Source organism: Panacagrimonas perspica, from assembly GCF_004364935.1.
In the GTDB taxonomy this organism is placed as follows: Bacteria; Pseudomonadota; Gammaproteobacteria; order Nevskiales; family Nevskiaceae; genus Panacagrimonas; species Panacagrimonas perspica.
The window spans coordinates 445,847-465,597 of record NZ_SOBT01000011.1 but is presented as its reverse complement, the minus strand read 5'-3'; the positions used below and the strand labels follow the sequence as shown (position 1 = coordinate 465,597).

General features: G+C 66.4%; 17 protein-coding genes. 5 read left to right on the top strand and 12 right to left on the bottom strand.

Translation table 11 applies throughout. The features are described from left to right. From DFR24_RS21630 to DFR24_RS21600, 7 genes are all read right to left on the bottom strand, one after another. The coding region (locus DFR24_RS21630) for a methyl-accepting chemotaxis protein (RefSeq protein WP_281280210.1) at positions 1–1,682 on the bottom strand (1,682 nt) is incomplete at its 3' end. 25 nt (positions 1,683–1,707) lie between these two features. Further along, a complete protein-coding gene (locus DFR24_RS21625; RefSeq protein ID WP_133883549.1) occupies positions 1,708–2,172 on the bottom strand; it encodes a chemotaxis protein CheW in 465 nt (154 codons plus the stop codon). 232 nt (positions 2,173–2,404) lie between these two features. Further along, on the bottom strand, positions 2,405–4,423 hold the full coding sequence (locus tag DFR24_RS21620; protein ID WP_133883508.1) for a chemotaxis protein CheA: 2,019 nt from the start codon (positions 4,421–4,423) through the stop codon (positions 2,405–2,407). 108 nt (positions 4,424–4,531) lie between these two features. Next, positions 4,532–5,353: an HD domain-containing phosphohydrolase gene (locus DFR24_RS21615; RefSeq protein ID WP_133883507.1), complete on the bottom strand. Its 822-nt coding sequence runs from the start codon at positions 5,351–5,353 to the stop codon at positions 4,532–4,534. Between the two features lie 112 nt (positions 5,354–5,465). Continuing rightward, the gene (locus DFR24_RS21610; RefSeq protein ID WP_133883506.1) at positions 5,466–5,831 is read right to left on the bottom strand and encodes a response regulator; all 366 of its coding nucleotides are present in this window, start codon (positions 5,829–5,831) and stop codon (positions 5,466–5,468) included. A 1-nt stretch (position 5,832) separates the two neighbouring features. After that, positions 5,833–6,159, bottom strand: a complete 327-nt coding sequence (locus DFR24_RS21605; protein ID WP_133883505.1) for an STAS domain-containing protein — start codon at positions 6,157–6,159, stop codon at positions 5,833–5,835. A gap of 198 nt (positions 6,160–6,357) precedes the next feature. Then, positions 6,358–7,989: an FMN-binding glutamate synthase family protein gene (locus tag DFR24_RS21600; protein ID WP_210772469.1), complete on the bottom strand. Its 1,632-nt coding sequence runs from the start codon at positions 7,987–7,989 to the stop codon at positions 6,358–6,360. Between the two features lie 106 nt (positions 7,990–8,095). Here DFR24_RS21600 and pdxJ point away from each other — a divergent pair, with 106 nt between their 5' ends. Beyond that, positions 8,096–8,869 carry a pyridoxine 5'-phosphate synthase gene (gene pdxJ / locus DFR24_RS21595; protein WP_133883504.1) on the top strand — a complete coding sequence of 258 codons (774 nt, stop codon included), beginning with the start codon at positions 8,096–8,098 and terminating at the stop codon, positions 8,867–8,869. 25 nt (positions 8,870–8,894) lie between these two features. Continuing rightward, positions 8,895–9,284, top strand: coding sequence for a holo-ACP synthase (gene acpS / locus DFR24_RS21590; protein ID WP_133883503.1), 390 nt, complete (start codon positions 8,895–8,897; stop codon positions 9,282–9,284). 108 nt (positions 9,285–9,392) lie between these two features. Here acpS and DFR24_RS21585 read toward each other — a convergent pair whose 3' ends face one another. The 5 genes from DFR24_RS21585 to gltX all read right to left on the bottom strand — a co-directional run bounded on the left by DFR24_RS21585 (position 9,393) and on the right by gltX (position 16,850). After that, positions 9,393–9,872 (bottom strand): DUF1499 domain-containing protein, encoded by a 480-nt coding sequence (locus DFR24_RS21585; RefSeq protein WP_162851366.1) that lies wholly within the window; start codon positions 9,870–9,872, stop codon positions 9,393–9,395. Beyond that, the gene (locus DFR24_RS21580; RefSeq protein WP_133883501.1) at positions 9,872–10,714 is read right to left on the bottom strand and encodes a M23 family metallopeptidase; all 843 of its coding nucleotides are present in this window, start codon (positions 10,712–10,714) and stop codon (positions 9,872–9,874) included. Before DFR24_RS21580 ends, DFR24_RS21585 begins: the two co-directional genes overlap by 1 nt. Then, on the bottom strand, positions 10,711–13,302 hold the full coding sequence (locus DFR24_RS21575; RefSeq protein ID WP_133883500.1) for a PAS domain S-box protein: 2,592 nt from the start codon (positions 13,300–13,302) through the stop codon (positions 10,711–10,713). The genes DFR24_RS21580 and DFR24_RS21575 overlap by 4 nt, the downstream gene beginning before the upstream one ends. Positions 13,303–13,361: 59 nt before the next feature. Beyond that, positions 13,362–15,290 (bottom strand): threonine--tRNA ligase, encoded by a 1,929-nt coding sequence (thrS, locus tag DFR24_RS21570; protein WP_133883499.1) that lies wholly within the window; start codon positions 15,288–15,290, stop codon positions 13,362–13,364. 147 nt (positions 15,291–15,437) lie between these two features. Then, positions 15,438–16,850 carry a glutamate--tRNA ligase gene (gltX, locus tag DFR24_RS21565; protein WP_133883498.1) on the bottom strand — a complete coding sequence of 471 codons (1,413 nt, stop codon included), beginning with the start codon at positions 16,848–16,850 and terminating at the stop codon, positions 15,438–15,440. 154 nt (positions 16,851–17,004) lie between these two features. Here gltX and DFR24_RS21560 point away from each other — a divergent pair, with 154 nt between their 5' ends. The 3 genes from DFR24_RS21560 to DFR24_RS21550 all read left to right on the top strand — a co-directional run bounded on the left by DFR24_RS21560 (position 17,005) and on the right by DFR24_RS21550 (position 19,195). Further along, a complete protein-coding gene (locus tag DFR24_RS21560) occupies positions 17,005–17,850 on the top strand; it encodes a 6-pyruvoyl trahydropterin synthase family protein (RefSeq protein ID WP_133883497.1) in 846 nt (281 codons plus the stop codon). 128 nt (positions 17,851–17,978) lie between these two features. Continuing rightward, positions 17,979–18,461, top strand: coding sequence for a phosphoribosyl-AMP cyclohydrolase (gene hisI / locus DFR24_RS21555; RefSeq protein ID WP_133883496.1), 483 nt, complete (start codon positions 17,979–17,981; stop codon positions 18,459–18,461). A 245-nt stretch (positions 18,462–18,706) separates the two neighbouring features. After that, a complete protein-coding gene (locus tag DFR24_RS21550; RefSeq protein ID WP_133883495.1) occupies positions 18,707–19,195 on the top strand; it encodes a hypothetical protein in 489 nt (162 codons plus the stop codon). The last annotated feature ends 556 nt before the right edge of the window (positions 19,196–19,751 follow it).

Below are 19,751 nucleotides of genomic sequence, written 5' to 3'. Positions count from 1 at the left end.
GTCTGGAAGGCGATGCCGTCGATGACGCTGATGATGTCGACGATCTTCTTGCTCGACTCGTTGATCGCGCTCATCGTCGTGACCACTTCGCTGACGACCTGGCCACCCTTGCGTGCCACTTCGCTGGCGCCCATCGCGAGCTGGTTGGCCTGCTTGGCGTTCTCCGCGTTCTGCTTGACCGTGCTGGTCAGTTCTTCCATCGAGGACGCCGTTTCTTCCAGCGAGGCGGCCTGCTGCTCGGTACGCGCACTGAGGTCGGTGTTGCCCGAGGAGATCTCCTTGGCCGCCGTGTTGATCGTGGCCGTGGCGGTCTTGATCTGGCTGATGATCTGCGTGAGCTGCTCGACGGTGGCGTTCGCGTCGTCCTTCATGCGCAGGAAATCACCGGTGTAGTTGCCGCTCATCTGTTCGGTGAGATCGCCCTGGGACAGCGCGCTGAGAACGCGCTGCACTTCGTTGATCGCCTGCTTCTGCTCGGTGATGTCGGTGGCGTACTTCACGACCTTGAACGGCTTGCCGTTCATGTCGAAGATCGGGTTGTAACTGGCCTGGATCCAGATCTCGCGGCCACCCTTGCCAATGCGCTTGTACTGGCCGGCATCGAACTCGCCGCGGCCCAGCTTCTCCCAGAACGCGCGGTACTCCGGAGACAGCCGATACGCCGACTCCGCGAACATCGAGTGATGCTGCCCCTTGATCTCGGGCAGCGAGTAGCCGAGCGTCTTCAGGAAGTTCTCGTTGGCATTGAGGATCTTGCCATCCATCGTGAACTCGATGATCGCCTGCGCCTTGCCGATGGCCTCGAGCTGCCCGGCTGAATCCGCGGCCTGCAGCTTCTGCGCGGTGATCTCGCTGGCGTATTTGACGACCTTGAACGGCTTGCCGTTCATGTCGAAGATCGGGTTGTAGCTGGCCTGGATCCAGATCTCGCGGCCACCCTTGGCGATGCGCTTGTACTGCCCGGCGTCGAATTCGCCGCGACCCAGCTTCTCCCAGAACACGCGGTACTCGACACTGGCGCGATACTGGGGATCCGCGAACAGGCTGTGATGCTGTCCCTTGATCTCGTCGAGCGAGTAGCCGAGCGCGGCGCAGAAATTCTCGTTGGCGTTGATGATCTTTCCGTCCATCGAGAACTCGATGACGGCCTGCGCCTTGCTGATGGCGGCGAGCTGGCCCGAATAATCGGCAGTCTGCAGCTTCTGCGCGGTGATGTCGGTGGCGTACTTCACGACCTTGAACGGCTTTCCGTAGCGATCGAAGATCGGGTTGTAGCTGGCCTGGATCCAGATCTCGCGGCCGCCCTTGGCGACGCGCTTGTACTGCCCGGCGTCGAACTCGCCGCGGCCCAGCTTCTCCCAGAACGCCTTGTACTCGGGGCTGGCGCGATACACCGGATCGGCGAACATCGAGTGATGCTGCCCCTTGATCTCTTCGAGCGAGTAGCCGAGCGCGCTGCAGAAATTCTCGTTGGCGTGCACGATGCGGCCGTCGAGCGTGAATTCGATGACGGCCTGCGAGCGGTTGATCGCCGCGATCTGACCCTCGAGATTGGCGCGCTCCAGCGCGGCCGCGTCCGACCGCGACGCCAGCGCGGTGGGCACCTTGCTGCGGTTGACCAGCTTGGCGCTGGGCTTCTTTTTCCTGCTGACGATCTTCTTGGCGGGCGACTTGGCTTTCATGGAAGCGACTCCGGGGGCAAAAGGCTTACTGCAGGGATTGGGAAGAGGCGGCATCCATCAGCGACATGTCGCTACCCGACATGAGCTTCTCGATGTCCACCAGGATCAGCATTCGTTTGTCGAGCGCCCCGATGCCGGTGATGAACCGGGTATTCACGGCACCTCCGAACTCGGGCGCGGGACGTATCTGTTCGGCGGAGAGCTGCATGACGTCCGAGACGCCATCGACCACCATGCCCACCACGCGGTGCGCAATGTTCAGGATGATCATCACCGTGAACTCGTTGTAATCGGCCTTGCCCAGCTTGAACTTCAAGCGCATGTCGACCACCGGCACGATGGTGCCGCGCAGGTTGATCACGCCCTTGATGAAATCCGGCGCATCGGGGATCCGCGTGACGGTGTCGTAGCCGCGGATCTCCTGGACCTTGAGGATGTCGACGCCGTATTCCTCGGCGCCGAGCGCGAAGGTCAGGAACTCGTTGGGCATGCCGGCGGCGATCTGCGCGTTGAGCGGCTGCGCCTGGTTGGATGGGGTGGTCATGAAAGGGTCCTGTTCATAGGAAAACTGCTAACGCAAAGGCGCAAAGGGAAAAGAGAGAACGCAAAGAAACAAGTAACGAATCGGGAGAAATGAATCGATCGAATTGATGGTTTTCATATCGACCCTTTGCGTCCTTTCTTTTCCCTTTGCGCCTTTGCGTTAGCCTTTGGGGAAGGGCTCAAGCCGCCGCCGACTGACTGAACACACGCACCAGCGCGGCGACATCCAGGATCAGCGACACGCGGCCGTCGCCCAGGATCGTGGCGCCGGAGACGCCGCGGACGCGTCGGTAATTCGCTTCGAGACTCTTGATGACCACCTGCTGCTGGCCAACGAGCTCGTCGATCTGCACCGCCACCTTGCGGCCCTCGGACTCCACGATGACGACGATCGCCTCGTGCGAGGCACGCGTCTGGCCCGGCAGGCCGAACCATTCGCGCAGATCCACCAGCGGCAGGTATTCGTTGCGCACGCGCACCACGGTGCCGGCCTGCCCGACGCGCTTGATCTGGTCGGGCAGCGGCTGCAGCGACTCGACGACCGAGGACAGCGGGAAGATGAAGACGTCGTCGCCGACGCCTACCGACATGCCGTCGAGAATCGCCAGGGTCAGCGGCAGGCGGATCAGCACCGTCGCACCACGACCCGGCGTGGACGAAAGCTCCACGGAGCCGCCCAGCGCCTGGATGTTCTTCTTCACGACGTCCATGCCGACACCGCGACCCGACACGTCGGTGACCTGGTCGGCGGTGGAGAAGCCCGGCGCGAAGATGAGCTGGTAGGCCTCGGAGTCGCTCATCGACTCCGAACACGCGATGCCCTTCTCGGCGGCCTTCGAAAGAATCTTCTGACGGTCCAGGCCACGTCCGTCGTCACAGACCTCGATGACGATGTGACCACCCTGGTGAGCGGCCTTGAGGGTGATGGTGCCGGTGCCGTCCTTGCCCGACGCCTTGCGATCGTCCGGCTTCTCCAGCCCGTGGTCCAGACTGTTGCGGACCAGGTGATTGAGCGGATCGGTGATCTTCTCGATGACGCTCTTGTCGAGCTCGGTCTGCTCGCCGACGGTGACCAGGCGCACCTGCTTGCCGAGCTTGGTCGCCAGATCGCGGACCAGGCGCGGGAAACGCGAGAACACGGCTTCCATCGGCAGCATGCGCGTAGCCATGACTGCCTCCTGCAGCATGCGGGTGTTGCGATCGAGCTGCGACAGGCCGCTGAACAGTTTTTCGTTCTGCACCGGGTCCAGCGCACCCGCGACCTGCGCGAGCATGGCCTGGGTGATGACGAGTTCGCCGACGAGATTGATCAGCGCGTCGATCTTCTCGGTGCCGACGCGGATCGAGGCGCCGTCGTTGGCGGGCTTGGCACCGCGCGCCTGCACCGGCACCTCGGGCTGCTTGTTGGTGATCGCCGCTTCCGCTTTCGTCGCAGGTGCAGGCAGCGCGGCGCTCGCTGGCGCCTCGACGATCGCGACCGGAGAAGGCGCTACTGCACGCGCTTCGACGCGCAGGTCGCATTCGTCCTCGACCCAGGCGAAACAATCCTGGATGGCGTCGCGGGTGACGTCTCCTTCGATGTCGAGAACCCAGGACAGGTAGCAGGTCTCGGGCTCGGCGGTGTGCAGCGACACTGCCTCCGGAATGCCGGGAACGGACGTCAGCGCGCCCAGCTCGGAGACCGCGCGAATGATGCGCAGTGGATCGTTTCCACTGCGGAACAGGTCGGGCTTGGGCGCGAACGTGATCCGCCATCCTCCAGCCTTGGCAACCGGCGCTGCGGGAGCGTGTACCGCCGCCACAGCTGGCTTGACCGACAACGCAGTCTCGAGATCAGCCTGGACCTGCGCGACCTGGGCCGCGTCGATTGCGGTGGCGTCGCGCGCTGCCGTCAGCAGGCTGCGCATCGTGTCGCCGGCGCGCAGCAACAGGTCGATATCGATCTGCGCGAGCGCGCGCGCACCCGAGCGCATCTGGTCGAGCAGCGTCTCCGCGTGGTGCGTGAACGAAGCAACGGCGGCGAAACCGAACGTGGCGGCGCCACCCTTGATCGAGTGCGCGGCACGGAAGATCGTGTTGATCACCTCGGCGTCGAACGCCGCGATGTCGAGGCGCAGCAGCGCCTGCTCCATCGTCTCGAGGTTCTCGAAACTCTCTTCGAAGAAAGTCTTGTGGAAGCGGGCCAGGTCCAGGCTCATGCGAAGGTACCGTGCGTCAAACCGGCGTCGGACCGGGTGCACCCTCGCTACAAGTTCTGTTCCCACCCGAATACCGCGTCATGGCGTCGGTTTCCCGTCCCGCAGGCGTCAAGTACGCCGCGGGCGCGCTTGCGGCAGAGTCACCTGGATCGGCTCGCGCACCTGTCCGCGCTTGTAGTAGCGCACCTTCTCGAGAAAGGCCTCGTCGATCTCGAAACCCCGATTCACCAGGAGCTGCCCGGAGCTGGTGTAGACCGCTTCGGCGATGCACATGCCCGGGCGCAGCCGCGACACCGGCAGGCTGCGCATCTCGACCTTCGGCCCGTCGGCGGCATGCAGGCGCGCCAGACATTCGACGAGTTCACGTTCAGCGGCCGTCGCCTGGCCCCGCAGCAGCCCGAAGGCCTCGTGCAGCGAGAATCCGCGCACGATCAGCGTGTCCAGGACGCTCACGAGCCGCAGCACGCTGGCCGTGCGCACGAGCTCGCCATGTCGCACATCGCCGAAGCGCTCGCGCCATCCCGCAGGCAGCGGCTGACGATACCGCAGCAGGATCAGCGCACGAACGTCTTCGAGGCCCGGTATCGGCGCCAGCAGTCGATCGGTGAGCTGGGGCACGCAGGCAAGGATGCGCTGGTCTTCGGCGGTGAGTGCTTCGCCGTCGCTGACGCGGCGCTGCAGGTCGGCCGGCAGGCCGATGCTGCCCAGCGGCGAGAGCAGGGCCGCGGTCTGGAGTTCGAACGCCGATCCCTGGGGCCACTCGCGATGCAGGTCCGCCACCATGCGCTGCACGCGCAGGGCCTGCGTGTAGGCCACGGGTTCCGCCAGCGCCAGGATCTCGCCCAGCGCGCGCACGGTGCCCTCCAGCACTTCCTTGCGAGGGTCGCGAAATCCCAGGCCGGCGGCGGCGCCGGCGGGCAGCGTGTTCACGACGCTCCGCGATCCGCTGGTCTCGAACCCGACGATGCACGCAGCACCGGCGACGATCCGGCGCACCCTGGCTCGCGCCGGGTGTGGAAGCGGAACCTCGCCATTGCCGCGATCAGCCCAGGACGCGTTGCACCGTCGCCACGAGCTGCTCCGGATTGAACGGCTTCACCAGCCAGCCGGTCGCGCCGGCTGCCTTGCCCTCCATCTTCTTTTCCGGGGTGGACTCGGTGGTGAGCATCAGCAGCGGCGTGAATTTGTATTCGGCCAGCGTGCGCAGGTTGCGGACCAGCGTGATGCCGTCCATGCGCGGCATGTTCACGTCGGCCAGCACCAGCTTGAATTTCTCGGTCCTGGCCAGATCCAGCGCCGCCTGGCCGTCCTCGGCCTCGGCGACGTCGAAGCCGGCGGACTTGAGCGTGAAGGCGACCATCTGGCGCATCGAGGCGGAGTCGTCGACGGCGAGAATGCGGCTGCTCATCTCAGGCGGCCTCCCTCGACATGTTCAGCAAGGTCGTCACGCCCAGCAGCGCCGCAGCGGCGCGCATCGCGTTGGACGGCGAACGCCAGTCGGTGCGGCGTCCCTGCGCGCGACGGTCGCGGCAGAACAGGCAGAACAATTGCAAAGCCGCGGTGTGGATGCGTGCGACCTCGCCAGCATCGAGCACCACCGGTGCCGGATCGTCGACGTACGCGATGAGTTCGCGATGCAATTCCGACGCGGCCTCGATGCCGATGTCGGCGGGCAGCTGGATCACCGCCGTGGCGTAAGCGCTGGGCGGCAGCGAAAGGGGATCCGAAGGATTCATGGGCGTCTCCGTGGAACCGTCGTACGCCCAGGTGGGGCGAACCTGACCGACGATCCTTGCCCTGTTCCTACAACTTCCGTTCCCGCGCAGGGCCGGCGGTTTTCCGGCGCGACAAGGCGTCCGCACGTAGCCCGGACGAAGTCCGGGTAGCTTTCGATTTCAGGGTGACCGTCCCGGACTGCGTCCGGGCTACGGGACTTACGCCGCCGGCGCGAACGACTCCGCCGACGCCATCTTCCAGAACGTCGCGTAGACCGGATGCTCGGCGCGGTTCTCCAGCAGGTCGCCGGGTTTCAGGAACGGCAGCAACGTGGAGAGCAGCTTCACCTCGCTGGTCGAGATGCGCCGCACGATGTGCTGCGGACCCAGGCGCCCCGGGTGCGACAAGCCCGCGGCACCCGTCAGTTCGGCCAGCGCCTCGAGCGTGTTGCGGTGGAAGTTCGCCACGCGCTGCGCCTTGTCCTCCGGGACCAGCGCGCGCTGGCGATTCTTGTCCTGCGTGGTCACGCCGGTCGGGCAATGGCCGGTATGGCAGGCCTGCGCCTGCAGGCAGCCGAGCGCGAACATGAAACCGCGCGCGCTGTTGCACCAGTCGGCGCCCAGCGCCAGCGTTCGCGCCACGTCGAAGGCCGTGATGATCTTGCCGCCGGCGCCGAGCTTCACGCGCGACCGCAGGTTGAGCCCCACCAGCGTGTTGTGCACCAGCAGCAGACCTTCCTGCAGCGGCGTGCCGACGTGATCGGAGAATTCCACCGGCGCCGCGCCGGTGCCGCCCTCGGCGCCGTCGACGACGATGAAGTCGGGCGTCAGTCCGGTCTTGAGCATCGCCTTGCAGATGGCGAAGAATTCCCAGGGATGGCCGAGGCAGAACTTGAAGCCCACCGGCTTGCCGCCCGACAGCTCACGGAGTTTGGCGAGGAACTCCATCATCTCGATCGGCGTCGTGAACGCCGAATGCCCCGGCGGCGAGATGCAGTCCTTGCCCACCGGCACACCACGCGCCTCGGCGATCTCCACGCTCACCTTGGCGCCCGGCAGCATGCCGCCGTGCCCGGGCTTGGCGCCCTGCGAGAGCTTGAGCTCGATCATCTTGACCTGCGGCCCGCTCGCGGCCGCGGCGAAGCGCTCCGCGTTGAACGTGCCGTCGTCGTTGCGGCAACCGAAGTAGCCCGAGCCGATCTCCCACACCAGGTCCCCGCCGTGCTCGCGGTGATAGCGGCTGATCGACCCTTCGCCAGTGTCGTGCGCGAAGTTGCCGATCTTCGCGCCCTTGTTCAGCGCCAGGATCGCGTTGGCCGACAGCGCGCCGAAGCTCATCGCCGAGACGTTGAACATCGACATGTCGTAGGGCTGCTTGCAGCTGCCCTCGCCCACGCGCGTGCGGAAATTCCAGTCGTGGATATGCAGCGCGTTCATCGAGTGGTTCACCCACTCGTAGTCGTCGGCGTAGACGTCGAGCTGCGTGCCGAAAGGCCGCACGTCGACGACGTCCTTGGCGCGCTGGTAGACCAGTGCCCGCTGCGCGCGCGAAAAGGGAATGCGCTCCTGATCGTCCTCCAGGAAATACTGCCGGATCTCCGGCCGGATGAACTCGAGGAAGAAGCGGATGTGCGCGAGGATCGGATAGTTGCGACGGATCGAATGCTTCTTCTGGATCACGTCCCAGAGGCCGATCGCCGTCAGGAAACCGGTGGCCAGCGCAATGACGCCGACGCTGGCCGCGGCCCAGGGCATCAGGAACGGCAACACCAGCACCGAGAGCAGGAACAGCGCGGTGACGGCCACGAACACGAAGTACCGCGGCTGGAATATCACACCGATCACACCCATCCTGAATCCCCCCTCTCGTTATGCGCTCTTCATAGCCCATGGGCGATGACGCGGCAATGCACCTGCGAGGGTTATCATGCGGTGGATCACGAAAAGAGCCGACCTCATGAGCCCGATCCGTCCCGGCGAAGGACCCCTCCCCATCCGCCTCGGCGTCAACGTCGATCATGTCGCGACCTTGCGTCAGGCGCGTGGCACCTCCTACCCCGACCCGGTGGAGGCCGCGCTGGTGGCCGCCGGCGCCGGCGTCGACAGCATCACGATCCACCTGCGGGAAGATCGCCGCCACATCCAGGACCATGACCTGACGCGCCTGGTCTCGAGCTGCCCGGTGCCGGTGAACCTCGAACTCGCCGTCACCGACGAGATGCTCGCCATCGCCAGCCGCGCGGCACCGCGCTTCGCCTGCCTGGTTCCCGAGCGCCGCGAGGAGATCACGACGGAGGGGGGCCTCGACGTCGCGAAGAACCTTGCCGACATCCGCGATGCCTGCAAGGAACTCGCGGACGCCGGCATCCAGGTAGCCCTGTTCATCGACGCCGATCCGCGCCAGCTCGACGCCGCGCTGCGCTCGGGCGCGCCGCTCATCGAGATCCACACCGGCCGTTATTGCGAGGCCCACGACGGCGAGCCGCGGCTGCGCGAGCTCGATGCGATCCGCCGCTTCGCCGAGGCCGCCGCCAGCGCCGGGCTCGAAGTCCACGCCGGGCACGGGCTGACGGTGCACAACGTGGCCCCGATCGCCGCGATCCCGCAGATCGTCGAGCTGAACATCGGCCACTCGCTGATCGCGCGCTCGGTGTTCATCGGCCTGCCCGCGGCCATCGGCGAGATGCGTCGTGCGATGACCGACGCGCGCACGCCGACGGAAGCGGACTGAGCGGTTCACGGACACCGCGCGGCAGATGATCTATGGCATCGGCACCGACCTGATCCGCGTCGAGCGTATCGCGGCGGTTCTGGCGAAACACCCGGATCGCTTCGCGCAGAAGCTGCTGCATCCGGCCGAATTCCAGCAGTACCTGCAGTCGAAGCGCGCCGCCAATTTTCTCGCCAAATCCTGGGCGACGAAGGAAGCCTTCGGCAAGGCGCTGGGCACCGGTGTGCGCGGATACGCCAATCCCGAAGTCGGCGTCGTGCGCGGTGAGCTGGGACGGCCGCACCTGGTGTATTCGGGTGCGATGCAGGCGCGCCTGTACGCACTGGGCATCGTGGCAGGACACGTGTCGCTCACCGACGAGGACGGGCTGGTGCTGGCCTACGTGGTGCTGGAACGCGACGACGCGTCGCCGTAGCCCAGGTCAAACCCGGGGCGTCTCCTCGACCTGCGAAAAAAACTCCCGGGTTTCACCCGGGCTACGGTGTGTCGCTTCGCCGCCTCCCGCCGAGGCGCCGGCGCCGTCTCAGTTCTGCGGTTCGATCGTCGACGACGGCTGCGGCACCGCCTCGAAGGCGCGGCGCAGCTCTTCGACACGCTCGCGGTTCTTTCCGAAGTCCCGCGTGCCGAAACGCGAGATCGAACGCACTTCGATGGCGCCTTCGGGCAGCACCAGCAGTTCGAGATCGTCGCGCAGCTTGAGCTGGGTGACCACGAAGACCGCGTGCAGATACCCGGCCGACTCGTGCTCGATCTTGCCGCCCATGCGCTCGATCACCTCGCGCAGCATCGACACGGCGGTCAGCGCATCGCCGGTGTATGCCAGCGCCGCGACGCGATGCACGTCGTCCTTGGCCAATGAAGACACGCAGCTCGGACGCGCCGGGCATCCGGGGAAATTGCCGGTGGTCGCGTAGAGATCGTCGGGCTGCACGATCGTGCGATACATGCCCACCCCGATCGTCACGAGTATGGCCAGCACGATCAGCTTCAGCAGCGTCTTCATCATTTCTTCTTTTCCCCCTTCTTCGCCGGGTCGGGCTGCAGCAGCACCGACGCGTCGAGCCGCACATCGAACCAATTGGCGCGCCAGCACAGATGAGGCCCGGTCGCGCGCCCGGTCTTGCCCACTCGTCCGATCACCGCGCCGCGCTTCACTTCCTGCCCCGATGTCACGTCGACCTTCGACAGATGCAGGTAGGTCGTGCTCAGCCCGTGGCCGTGATCGAGAATGATAGTCCCGCCGGTGTAGTAAAGGTCGCGGTGCGCCAGCCGCACGACGCCGCCCGCGGATGCCCGCACCGGCGCGCCCTCGGGCGCCGCGAGGTCGATGCCGAAGTGCGGCTGCTTGGGCACGCCGTTGAGGATGCGGTTGGAGCCGTACACGCCGGTGACCTCCGCCGCCACCGGCCAGATGAAGGCGCCGGCGAAGTCGTCGATCGGCGTGTCGAACACGCGCGCGCCGGCGACGAGCTTCTGATCACTCTCGATGCGCGCGAGCACCGCCGCAGGGGGCTCGACCATGCCCTGCGGCAGGCCGCTGATCTTCTGCACGTCGTAGGTGCGCGGCTCGACGCTGTACTCGTATCGATGGACGGCGCCCGCCGGATCGGTGACGACGAGCTCCGCCGCGGGCGGCGCGTCGTAGGCCACGCCGACGACGAACCGGCCTTCTTGCGAGACCGCCACGTCGCGCTCCCCGAAGCGCAGCTTCGAACCTGGAGCGACCGTCCCGAAAACCGGGGCGCCCTGCACCCAGCGTCCTTTCAGTTCCGGTGCCGCCGGGAACGCCGTGGCCGACGCCAGGAGCAGCAGTGCCAGCGCGCATGACGCGATGGCCGGCCTCATACGTCGGGCGCGATCGTGAAGTGGAACGTGGCGCCCTCCCCGGTCTTCGAATCCACCCAGATGCGTCCACCGTGGCGCTGGACGATCTTCTGGCAGACCGCGAGCCCGATGCCGGTGCCCGCGTATTCCTCCGGCGAATGCAGCCGCTGGAAGATCTGGAAGATGCGCTGCTGGTACTCCGGGCTGATGCCGATGCCCCAGTCGCGAACGCTGAATTGCCAGGCCTCGCCCTTGCGCACGGCCGACACGTGCACGCGCGGCTCGGGGCCGGGCTGGAATTTGAGCCCGTTGACGATCAGGTTCTGCAGCAGCTGGTTGATCTCGAGTTCGGACGCCAGCAGCGTCGGCAGCGGGTCGTGGGTGATGCGCGCATCGCGTTCCAGGACGATCGCGGACATCTGGCTCTTCACCCGGGCGAGCACGGTTTCCATGTTCACCTGGACGAAGTCGGGTCCCTGGCTGCCGACGCGCGAGAAATCCAGGAGCCCGTTCACGAGCGCCTGCATGTGGCGCGCGCTGCCTTCGACGAAGTCGAGGAACTCCTGCCCGTCCCGGTCGAACTGGTCGTGGTACTTGCGGCGCAGCAGCTGGGAGAATCCGATGATGCTGCGCAGCGGCGCCTGCAGGTCGTGCGACGCCACGAACGCGAACTGCTCGAGATCGCGGTTGCTGCGCGCCAGGTTGTCGGCGGTCCGCGCGAGCTTGCGTTCCACCGCCTTGCGGTCGCTGATGTCGCGTACCGCCGCCGTGGCGTACAGGCTGTCGTCGCTGCCCATCGGACTCAGGCTGATCTCGATGGCGAACTCCTCGCCGTTGGAGCGCAGGCCCGGCAGCTCCAGGCCGGCTCCCATCTCGCGCACCTTGGGCGCGCCGAAGTAGCCGGCCCGGTGCTCCCCGTGGCGCCCGCGCAGGCGCTCGGGGATCAGCATCTCCACCGGCCGGCCGATCATGTGCTCGCGCGCATGTCCGAACAGCCGCTCGGTCTGCGCGTTCACGAGCACGATGCGGCCCTCGCGGTCGATGATGACCATGGCGTCCGGCGCGGTCTCCAGCAGCGACCGGAAACGTTCGTCGGCCTGCTTGCGCTCCGAAATGTCGCGGCCGATTGTCGAGGCGCCGACCACGCGCCCCGCCGCGTCGAGGATCGGCGAGATCGTCATCGACATCTCCAGCACCCGGCCATCCGCGGCCCGCCGCTGCGTCTCGAAGTGCTTGATCTGCTCGCCACCGCGCACGCGCTCGAGGATCTGTTCTTCCTCGTGCAGCCGCTCGGGCGGGAACAGCATCGTCACCTCCTGCCCGATCGCCTGCTCCGAGGTGTAGCCGAAGGTGTGCATCGCAGCGCGGTTCCAGGAGGTGATGCGGCCCAACAGGTCCTTTCCGATGATGGCGTCATTGGACGATTCGACGATCGCGGCCAGCCGCACCGCGGCATCGCGCTCCCGCTTGCTCTGCGTGACGTCGCGGATCGCTGCGGTCACCCAGGTCCCGTACTCGGTGTCCAGGGGGCTCAGGCTGATCTCGATCGGGAACTCGCTGCCGTCGCGACGCCGGCCGGAGAGCTCCGCGCCAGCCCCCATCTCGCGCACCTTGGGCGCACGAAAGTAGTCCCCGCGGTGCGCGAGATGCCGACCGCGCAGGCGCTCGGGCACCAGCATCTCGACCGTTTGGCCGACCAGGTCGCCGCGTGCGTATCCGAAGATTCGCTCGGTCTGCGCGTTGACCAGTTCGATGCGCCCTTCGGCGTTGATGATGACCATCGCGTCGGGCGCGGTCTCGAGCAGGGCGCGGAATCGGTCCTCGGCGCGCTTGCGCTCGGAGATGTCGCGCACCGCCGCCGTCGCCCAGGTGCCTTCCTCGGTCTGTAGCGGGCTCAGGCTGATCTCGATCGGGAATTCGCCGCCGTCCTTGCGCCGTCCGGAGAGTTCGAGACCGGCACCCATGCCCCGCGGCTTGGGCGCCACGAAATAGCCGGCGCGGTGGGCGGCGTGTCGTTCGCGCAGGCGTTCCGGAATCAATACCTCCACGCGCTTGCCGATCAGCGCCTCGCGCTGGTAGCCGAACAGCGCCTGCGCCTGCGCGTTGGCCAGCCGGATGACGCCCGTATGGTCGATGATGACCATCGCGTCGGGCGCCGATTCCAGCAGGGCCCGGAACATCTCGTTGGCACGACGACGCTCGCTGGCATCGCGGATGGCGGCCGTCACGAGCAGGCCGGAGGACGTCCGGATCGGGCTCAGGCTGATCTCAATCGGGAACTCGGTGCCGTCCTTGCGCCGCCCCGCGAGCTCGAGCCCGGCGCCCATCTCGCGCACCTTGGGTTCGGCGAAGAAGCCGTCGCGGTGCAGCGCATGCGCCTTGCGGAACTGCTCCGGGACCAGCATTTCCACGGCCTGCCCGAGCAGCTCCTCGCGCTGGTAACCGAACAGGCGCTCGGCCTGGCGATTGATCAGCAGGATCCGGCCTTCCGAGTCGATCAGGATCACCGCGTCGGGCGCCGATTCGACGAGGTCCCGGTACCAGGACGGGTCGATCGGCACCGGCCCGGCGAGCGGTCGACCGCGATTCCCCGCCTTCTGGTCCTTCATGTCCCGCCTCCACGAGCGATGAACGCGCGCAAGCGCCCCTGCAACTTCCCGCAGCTGGGCTACGCCAGCAGCCGCTGCAAGGCCTGCGCCAGTGGCAGCGTTTCCTGCCGCTCCTCACCACGGAAGCGCAGCGTCACCGTGCCTTCCTCGGCTTCCTTGCGCCCGACGACGACGATCACCGGAATCTTCTGCGTGGCGTGCTCGCGGATCTTGTAGTTGATCTTCTCGTTGCGCAGGTCCGACTCGGCGCGGATGCCGGCCTTGCGCAGTTCCGCGCAGACCTTGGTGGCGTACTCGTCGGCGTCCGACACGATCGGCGCGACGACGGCCTGCACCGGCGCCAGCCACATCGGGAACGCGCCCGCGTGCTGCTCGATCAGAATTCCGATGAAGCGCTCGAAGCTGCCGAGCACCGCGCGATGCAGCATCACCGGCGTCTTCTTCGAGCCGTCCTCGGTCACGTACTCGGCGCCGAGGCGCTCGGGCACGACGAAGTCCACCTGCAGCGTGCCGCACTGCCAGTCGCGGCCGATGGCGTCACGCAGCACGAACTCCAGCTTGGGACCGTAGAACGCGCCCTCGCCCGGATTCATCGTGTACGGCAGGCCGGTCTGTTCGACGGCGTTGCGCAGTGCGCCCTCGGCCTTGTCCCAGATGGCATCGTCGCCGGCGCGGCTCTCGGGGCGATCCGAGAACTTGATTCGCACGCTCTCGAAACCCAGGTCCTTGTACATGCGCGTCAGCAGGTCGCAGAAGGCCACCGTCTCGGCGGCGATCTGGTCCTCGGTGCAGAAGATGTGCGCGTCGTCCTGCACGAAGCCGCGCACGCGCATCAGACCGTGCAGCGCGCCGCTGGGCTCGTAGCGATGGCAGGCGCCGAACTCGGCCATGCGCAGCGGCAGATCGCGATAGCTGCGGATGCCCTGCTTGAATATCTGCACGTGGCAGGGGCAATTCATCGGCTTGACCGCGAGCATCGCCTTGCGCGCCACGCCGGCGACTTCGCCCTCGTCGACTTCCGCGATGAACATGTTCTTGCGGTAGTTCTCCCAGTGGCCCGACTCTTCCCAGAGCTTGCGGTCCACCAGCAGCGGCGTCTTGACCTCGACGTAGCCGGCTTCGTCGAGCTGCTTGCGCACGTAGTTCTCGAGCGTGCGGTAGATCGCCCAGCCCTTCGGGTGCCAGAACACCTGGCCGATGGCCTCGTCCTGGATGTGGAACAGATCGAGCTGGCGGCCGAGGCGGCGGTGATCGCGCTTCTCGGCCTCCTCGATCATCTTGAGGTGCGCCTTGAGCTCGTCGTCGTTGGCGAAGGCCAGGCCGTAGATGCGCTGCAACTGCGCGTTCTTGGCATCGCCGCGCCAGTACGCACCCGACACCTTGGTCAGCTTGAACGCCGTGCCGAGCCTGCCGGTGGACGGCAGGTGCGGACCCAGGCACATGTCCAGCCACTGGTCGCCCTGGCGATAGATCGTCAGGGTTTCGTCGGCCTTGATGCCGTCGCGGATCCACTCGGCCTTGAACTTCTCGCCGGCCTTCTCGAAGTGCGCGACCGCGGCCTCGTGCGACCACACTTCGCGCGTGATCGGCAGGTCGCGCTTCACGATCTCGCGCATTTTCTGCTCGATCTTCTCGAGGTCGGCCTCGGTGAAAGGCTCGGCGCGCGCGAAGTCGTAGTAGAAGCCGTACTCGGTCGACGGGCCGAACGTGATCTGCGTGCCGGCGAACAGCTCCTGCACCGCCTGCGCCATCACGTGGGCGGCGTCGTGGCGGATCGTCTCGAGCGCCTCGGGCTTGTCGCGCGTGATGATCGAGATCGTCGCGTCGCGGTCGATCGGGCGCGTCAGGTCCCAGAGTTCGCCGTCCACGGCGACGAGCGCGGCCTTCTTGGCCAGGCCCGGCGAGATGCCCTGTGCGATGGAAAGGCCGGTCACCGGCCCTTCGAATGACTTCTGGTTCCCGTCCGGGAAGGTGATGTTGACGGACATTGGCAATGGCGCCTGCATGCAGCAGGGAAGAATCGGGCCGCCATTGTCCGCGCAGAGCTGACGAATGTCGCGCCCGCAGCCCGGACGAAGTCCGGGATTCCTGAGCGATGGACGGAGAAAAGCCCCGGACTTCGTCCGGGCTACGGGTTACGCCGACTCGGCACGCCGCTGTGCCGCCGCCAGGCGCGCCAGGCCGCGTTCGCGTCCCAGCAGCGCCAGCGTCTGGTCGATCGGCGGCGAGATGGCCATGCCGGCCACCGCCACGCGGATCGGCTGCGCCACGTCGCCCAGCTTGAGGCCGAGCTTCTCGGCCACGCCGTGCACGGCCAGGTGCAGCGCCTCGGGCTTCCACTCGGTGCCCGAGAGCGCCTCGATCAGCGCGGACAGCACCGGCACGGCCTTGGCCGTCAGGTGCTTGGCGGCGTCCTTCTCGTTGTAGCCGGCCAGCTCCTCGTAGAAGAAGCGCGACTTCTCGGCCATCTCCACCAGCGTGCGGCAGCGCTCGCGCTGCTGCTCGATCACCGCCGGCAGCGCGGGGCCGTTGGCCGGATCCACGCCCAGGCGCCGCAGATGCCAGTCGAACTCCGGCGCGATGATGGCCGGGTCGGTGACCTTCAGGTACTGGTGATTGACCCAGTACGCCTTCTCCATGTCGAAGCGCGCCGGGCTGGGCGACACATGGTCGAAGTCGAACTTCGCCATCATCTCCTCGCGCGTGAACAGCTCCTGGTCGCCGTGGCTCCAGCCCAGCCGCACGAGGTAGTTCAGCAGCGCCTCGGGCATGAAGCCCATCGCGCGGTACTCGGTGACGCCCAGCGCGCCGTGGCGCTTGGACAGCTTGGCGCCGTCCGCACCCAGGATCATCGAGACGTGGGCATAGGCCGGCGGCGTCACGCCCAGCGCCTTCAGGATGTTGATCTGGCGCGGCGTGTTGTTGACGTGATCGTCACCACGGATGACGTGGGTGATGCCCATGTCCATGTCGTCGACGACGACGCAGAAGTTGTACGTCGGCGTGCCGTCCGAGCGCGCGATGATCAGGTCGTCGAGTTCGACGCTGTCGAACACGATGTCGCCCTTGATCAGGTCCTTGAGCACGACCTGGCCCTCGACCGGATTGCGGAAGCGCACCACCGGTTTCACGCCGGCCGGCGGCGCCGGCAGCGTCTTGCCGTCCTCGGGCCGCCAGCGGCCGTCGTAGCGCGGCTTTTCCTTGCGCGCCTGCTGTTCCGCGCGCAGCTGGTCGAGCTCTTCCTTGCTCGCGTAGCAGTGGTAGGCGGTGCCTTCGTCGAGCATCTGCTGGACGACTTCCGCGTACCGGCCGAAGCGCTGCGTCTGGTAGATCGGCTCCGCGTTGTCGCCGGCCAGGCCCAGCCAGGCCATGCCCTCGAAGATGGCGTCGACCGCCGCCTGCGTGGAGCGCTCGCGATCCGTGTCCTCGATGCGCAGCAGGAACTTGCCGCCGCGGCCCTTGGCATAGAGGTAGGAAAACAGGGCCGTGCGGGCCCCGCCGATGTGCAGATAACCGGTGGGGCTGGGGGCGAATCGGGTGATCGTCATTTCGGGAGGCGGGGACGAAAAAGCGGAAGTCGAGGCCGGGATGTGGAGAATCCGAGCCTCTGCGGCGCAACATTTTAGACTACGGGTGCTCGCAGGCCTCGGAACGGCCCTGCCCTTGCGCCTCTTTGGTCCTCGCCTTGCCCCTCGCCCGCAGATGTCCACGCTCTTCGTAGAACACCTGACCGTCATCGACTGCGCCTACCTGGACGCGGCGCGCGGGCTGGTGGGCCAGAGCTGGATCGTCGACGTGGAGCTGGAAGGCGACCTCGACCAGCAGTCGATGGTGCTCGACTTCGGCGAGGTCAAGCGCCGCCTCAAGCGCGCGATCGACTCGGGGCTGGATCACACCCTGATCGTGCCGACGCAGGCGCCGGAACTGAGCCTGGCGCACACCGGCGACATCAGCGAACTGCAGTTCCGCTCGGCGCTGGGCGCCTACGAGCACCGCTCGCCGGCGCTGGCGATCACGCCGGTGGACGCCGCGGCGATCGACGAGGCGGCGGTCACGGCGCACCTGCGCACGAGCCTGGCGCCAATCCTGCCGGCCAACGTCGCGCGCCTGGATCTGCGGCTGCGCACCGAGGTCATCGACGGCGCGTCGTACCAGTACGTGCATGGCCTGAAGAAGCACGCCGGCCAGTGCCAGCGCATCGCGCATGGGCACCGCTCCCGCATCGAGATGCGCGTCGACGGGACGCGTGATGCGGCGCTCGAGCAGGACATCGCGCTGGCCTGGGCCGACATCTACCTGGGCACGCGAGAGGACCTGATCACGCGCGCCAACGGGGAACTGCGCTTCGCGTATTCGGCGCCCGAGGGTCGATTCGAGCTGGCCCTGCCCGAGGCGCATGCCGAGCTGCTCGATGCGGACACCACCGTCGAGCGCATCGCCGAGCACCTGGCCTGGGTGGGGGCTGCGCGTCTGCCGGGCAAGACGGTCGAGGCACGGGCTTACGAAGGCGTGATGAAGGGAGCCGTGGGACGGGTTCGCGGCAGCTGAACGGGGAATGCACCCGTCGTAGCCGGGGTGAAACCCGGGGCTACGGCCGCCCCCTTGAATCGCCACCCTGCCGACGCCACGTATAATTCCCGCCCGCTTCGGCGCCCCTCCCTCCGACGAGCCGCATCATGTCTTCGACTCCCGACGTCCAGTTCTCCAAGCGCCTCACGATCGAACAGGTCGAGGAAGGCCATGAGCTGGCGCCCAAGTTCGACGAGCACGGCCTGATCGCCTGCGTGACCACCGCCGCCGGTTCCGGCGAAGTGCTGATGCTGGGCTACATGAATGCCGAGGCGCTGAAGAAGACGATCACCACCGGCGAGGCGCACTACTACAGCCGCAGCCGCAAGCAGCTCTGGCACAAGGGCGCAACCTCGGGCCTGGTGCAGAAGGTGGTCGAGATGCGCATCGACGACGACCAGGACGCGGTCTGGCTGCGCGTGGAGATTCCGGGCGACGCGAGCTGCCACGTCGGCTATCGCTCCTGCTTCTACCGTTCCATCCCGACCGGCGAAGGCGAGGCCGCGCGCGAACTGCATTTCGAGGAAAGCGAGAAGGTCTTCGATCCGAAGAAGGTCTACGGCGACGCGCCGAATCCGACGATTCTCTGACTTCGCCGTAGCCCGGACGAAGTCCGGGATTCCCGCTCGATTTGCGAGGAAAACCCCGGACTTCGTCCGGGCTACGGTTCGGGCGGCGCACTCCAGAACCGCGACGAACGCCGCCGCCACGATTCCGTCCGGATCTCGCCGGCCGGTCCGGGCCATATCCGTATCGCCCCCTCGACACCCGTCGTCAGCGGTCGCGCGCCGGCCTGCTGGTAACGCTGCACGACTTCCGGCCGTGGATGTCCGTAGTGGCTGCGCCATCCGGCGCCGAAGACGACGACCTTCGGCGACACGGCAGCGACGAACTCTGCCGTCGACGACGTCTTGCTGTTTTAATTATTTCAGCGCAATCGGTATATTTTCTTTATTTTTCCAATGTTTTATCTATGCGTGACCAGCACGTCGAGTTTTTTCTCCGCCAGCCATTGACGCCAGTCCTCAAGGCCACGGGTCACCAGAGCAGCCGTCGCCTCCCTCCTCACCTCACGCATCCGAACGAGTTGATGAATGAGTTCCGGCTTCGTTACCCGATCCAGCTCGCGCGATTGAACAGGCCTAGGGACGGCCGCTCGACCGACGGCCTTGAGATAGGCGGCGTACGCGCGCGCATTGCCCAAAATAGCGCGCCGAGTGATTCCTCGGCCCTCAGGATCAACGCCCTTGGACGCCCGTTCCAGCGCTCGCAGGGAGACGGTGCTGCCATCCCTCCTGCAGAGTTCAAGAGCCTGCCTGAGTAACGTCGACGTACGCGACTCCCTTGTTCGATATACCTCCCGGAGTTGAGCAGGCGGCGGGCTTAGGGGCGCCCAGCAAACATCCTCATGAGATGGCCCGCGTGGAAGCGAACGCAGCTTCTCCACTTCAGCTAAAACCAGTGACGCCAGTTCCATCTTCGAGTAGCGGCTGAAGTAGCGAATCTGACTTCCGGTCGCGAGCTCGGACTCGGCGCGACGCTTCTTCATCGGCAATTCAATCAACGAGGATTTGCATCTTGAGTGTAGCGCTCATTGCGGGCACGCCGACGACCTTGTCCGATAATTGACGGGTCTTGCGCCGAACGAAGCGGATTTACGGCAAGCGAGCAACGCCAATTGAGTCCAGTGAGTGCGGTCCACTCCCCTGCGACTTCTCGCGCTCGGCCTTTTCCCGTCGCCATTTCCGTTCCTCCTCTTCGAGATCGATGCCATCCACCTCGAGAAAGAACTGATGCTGGCTGAATCGCTTCATCTGGACGAGCTTTGGGTCGTGACGACACGGCATGCTCAAATCTAGAGCCTCACCGCCCAAGGCCTC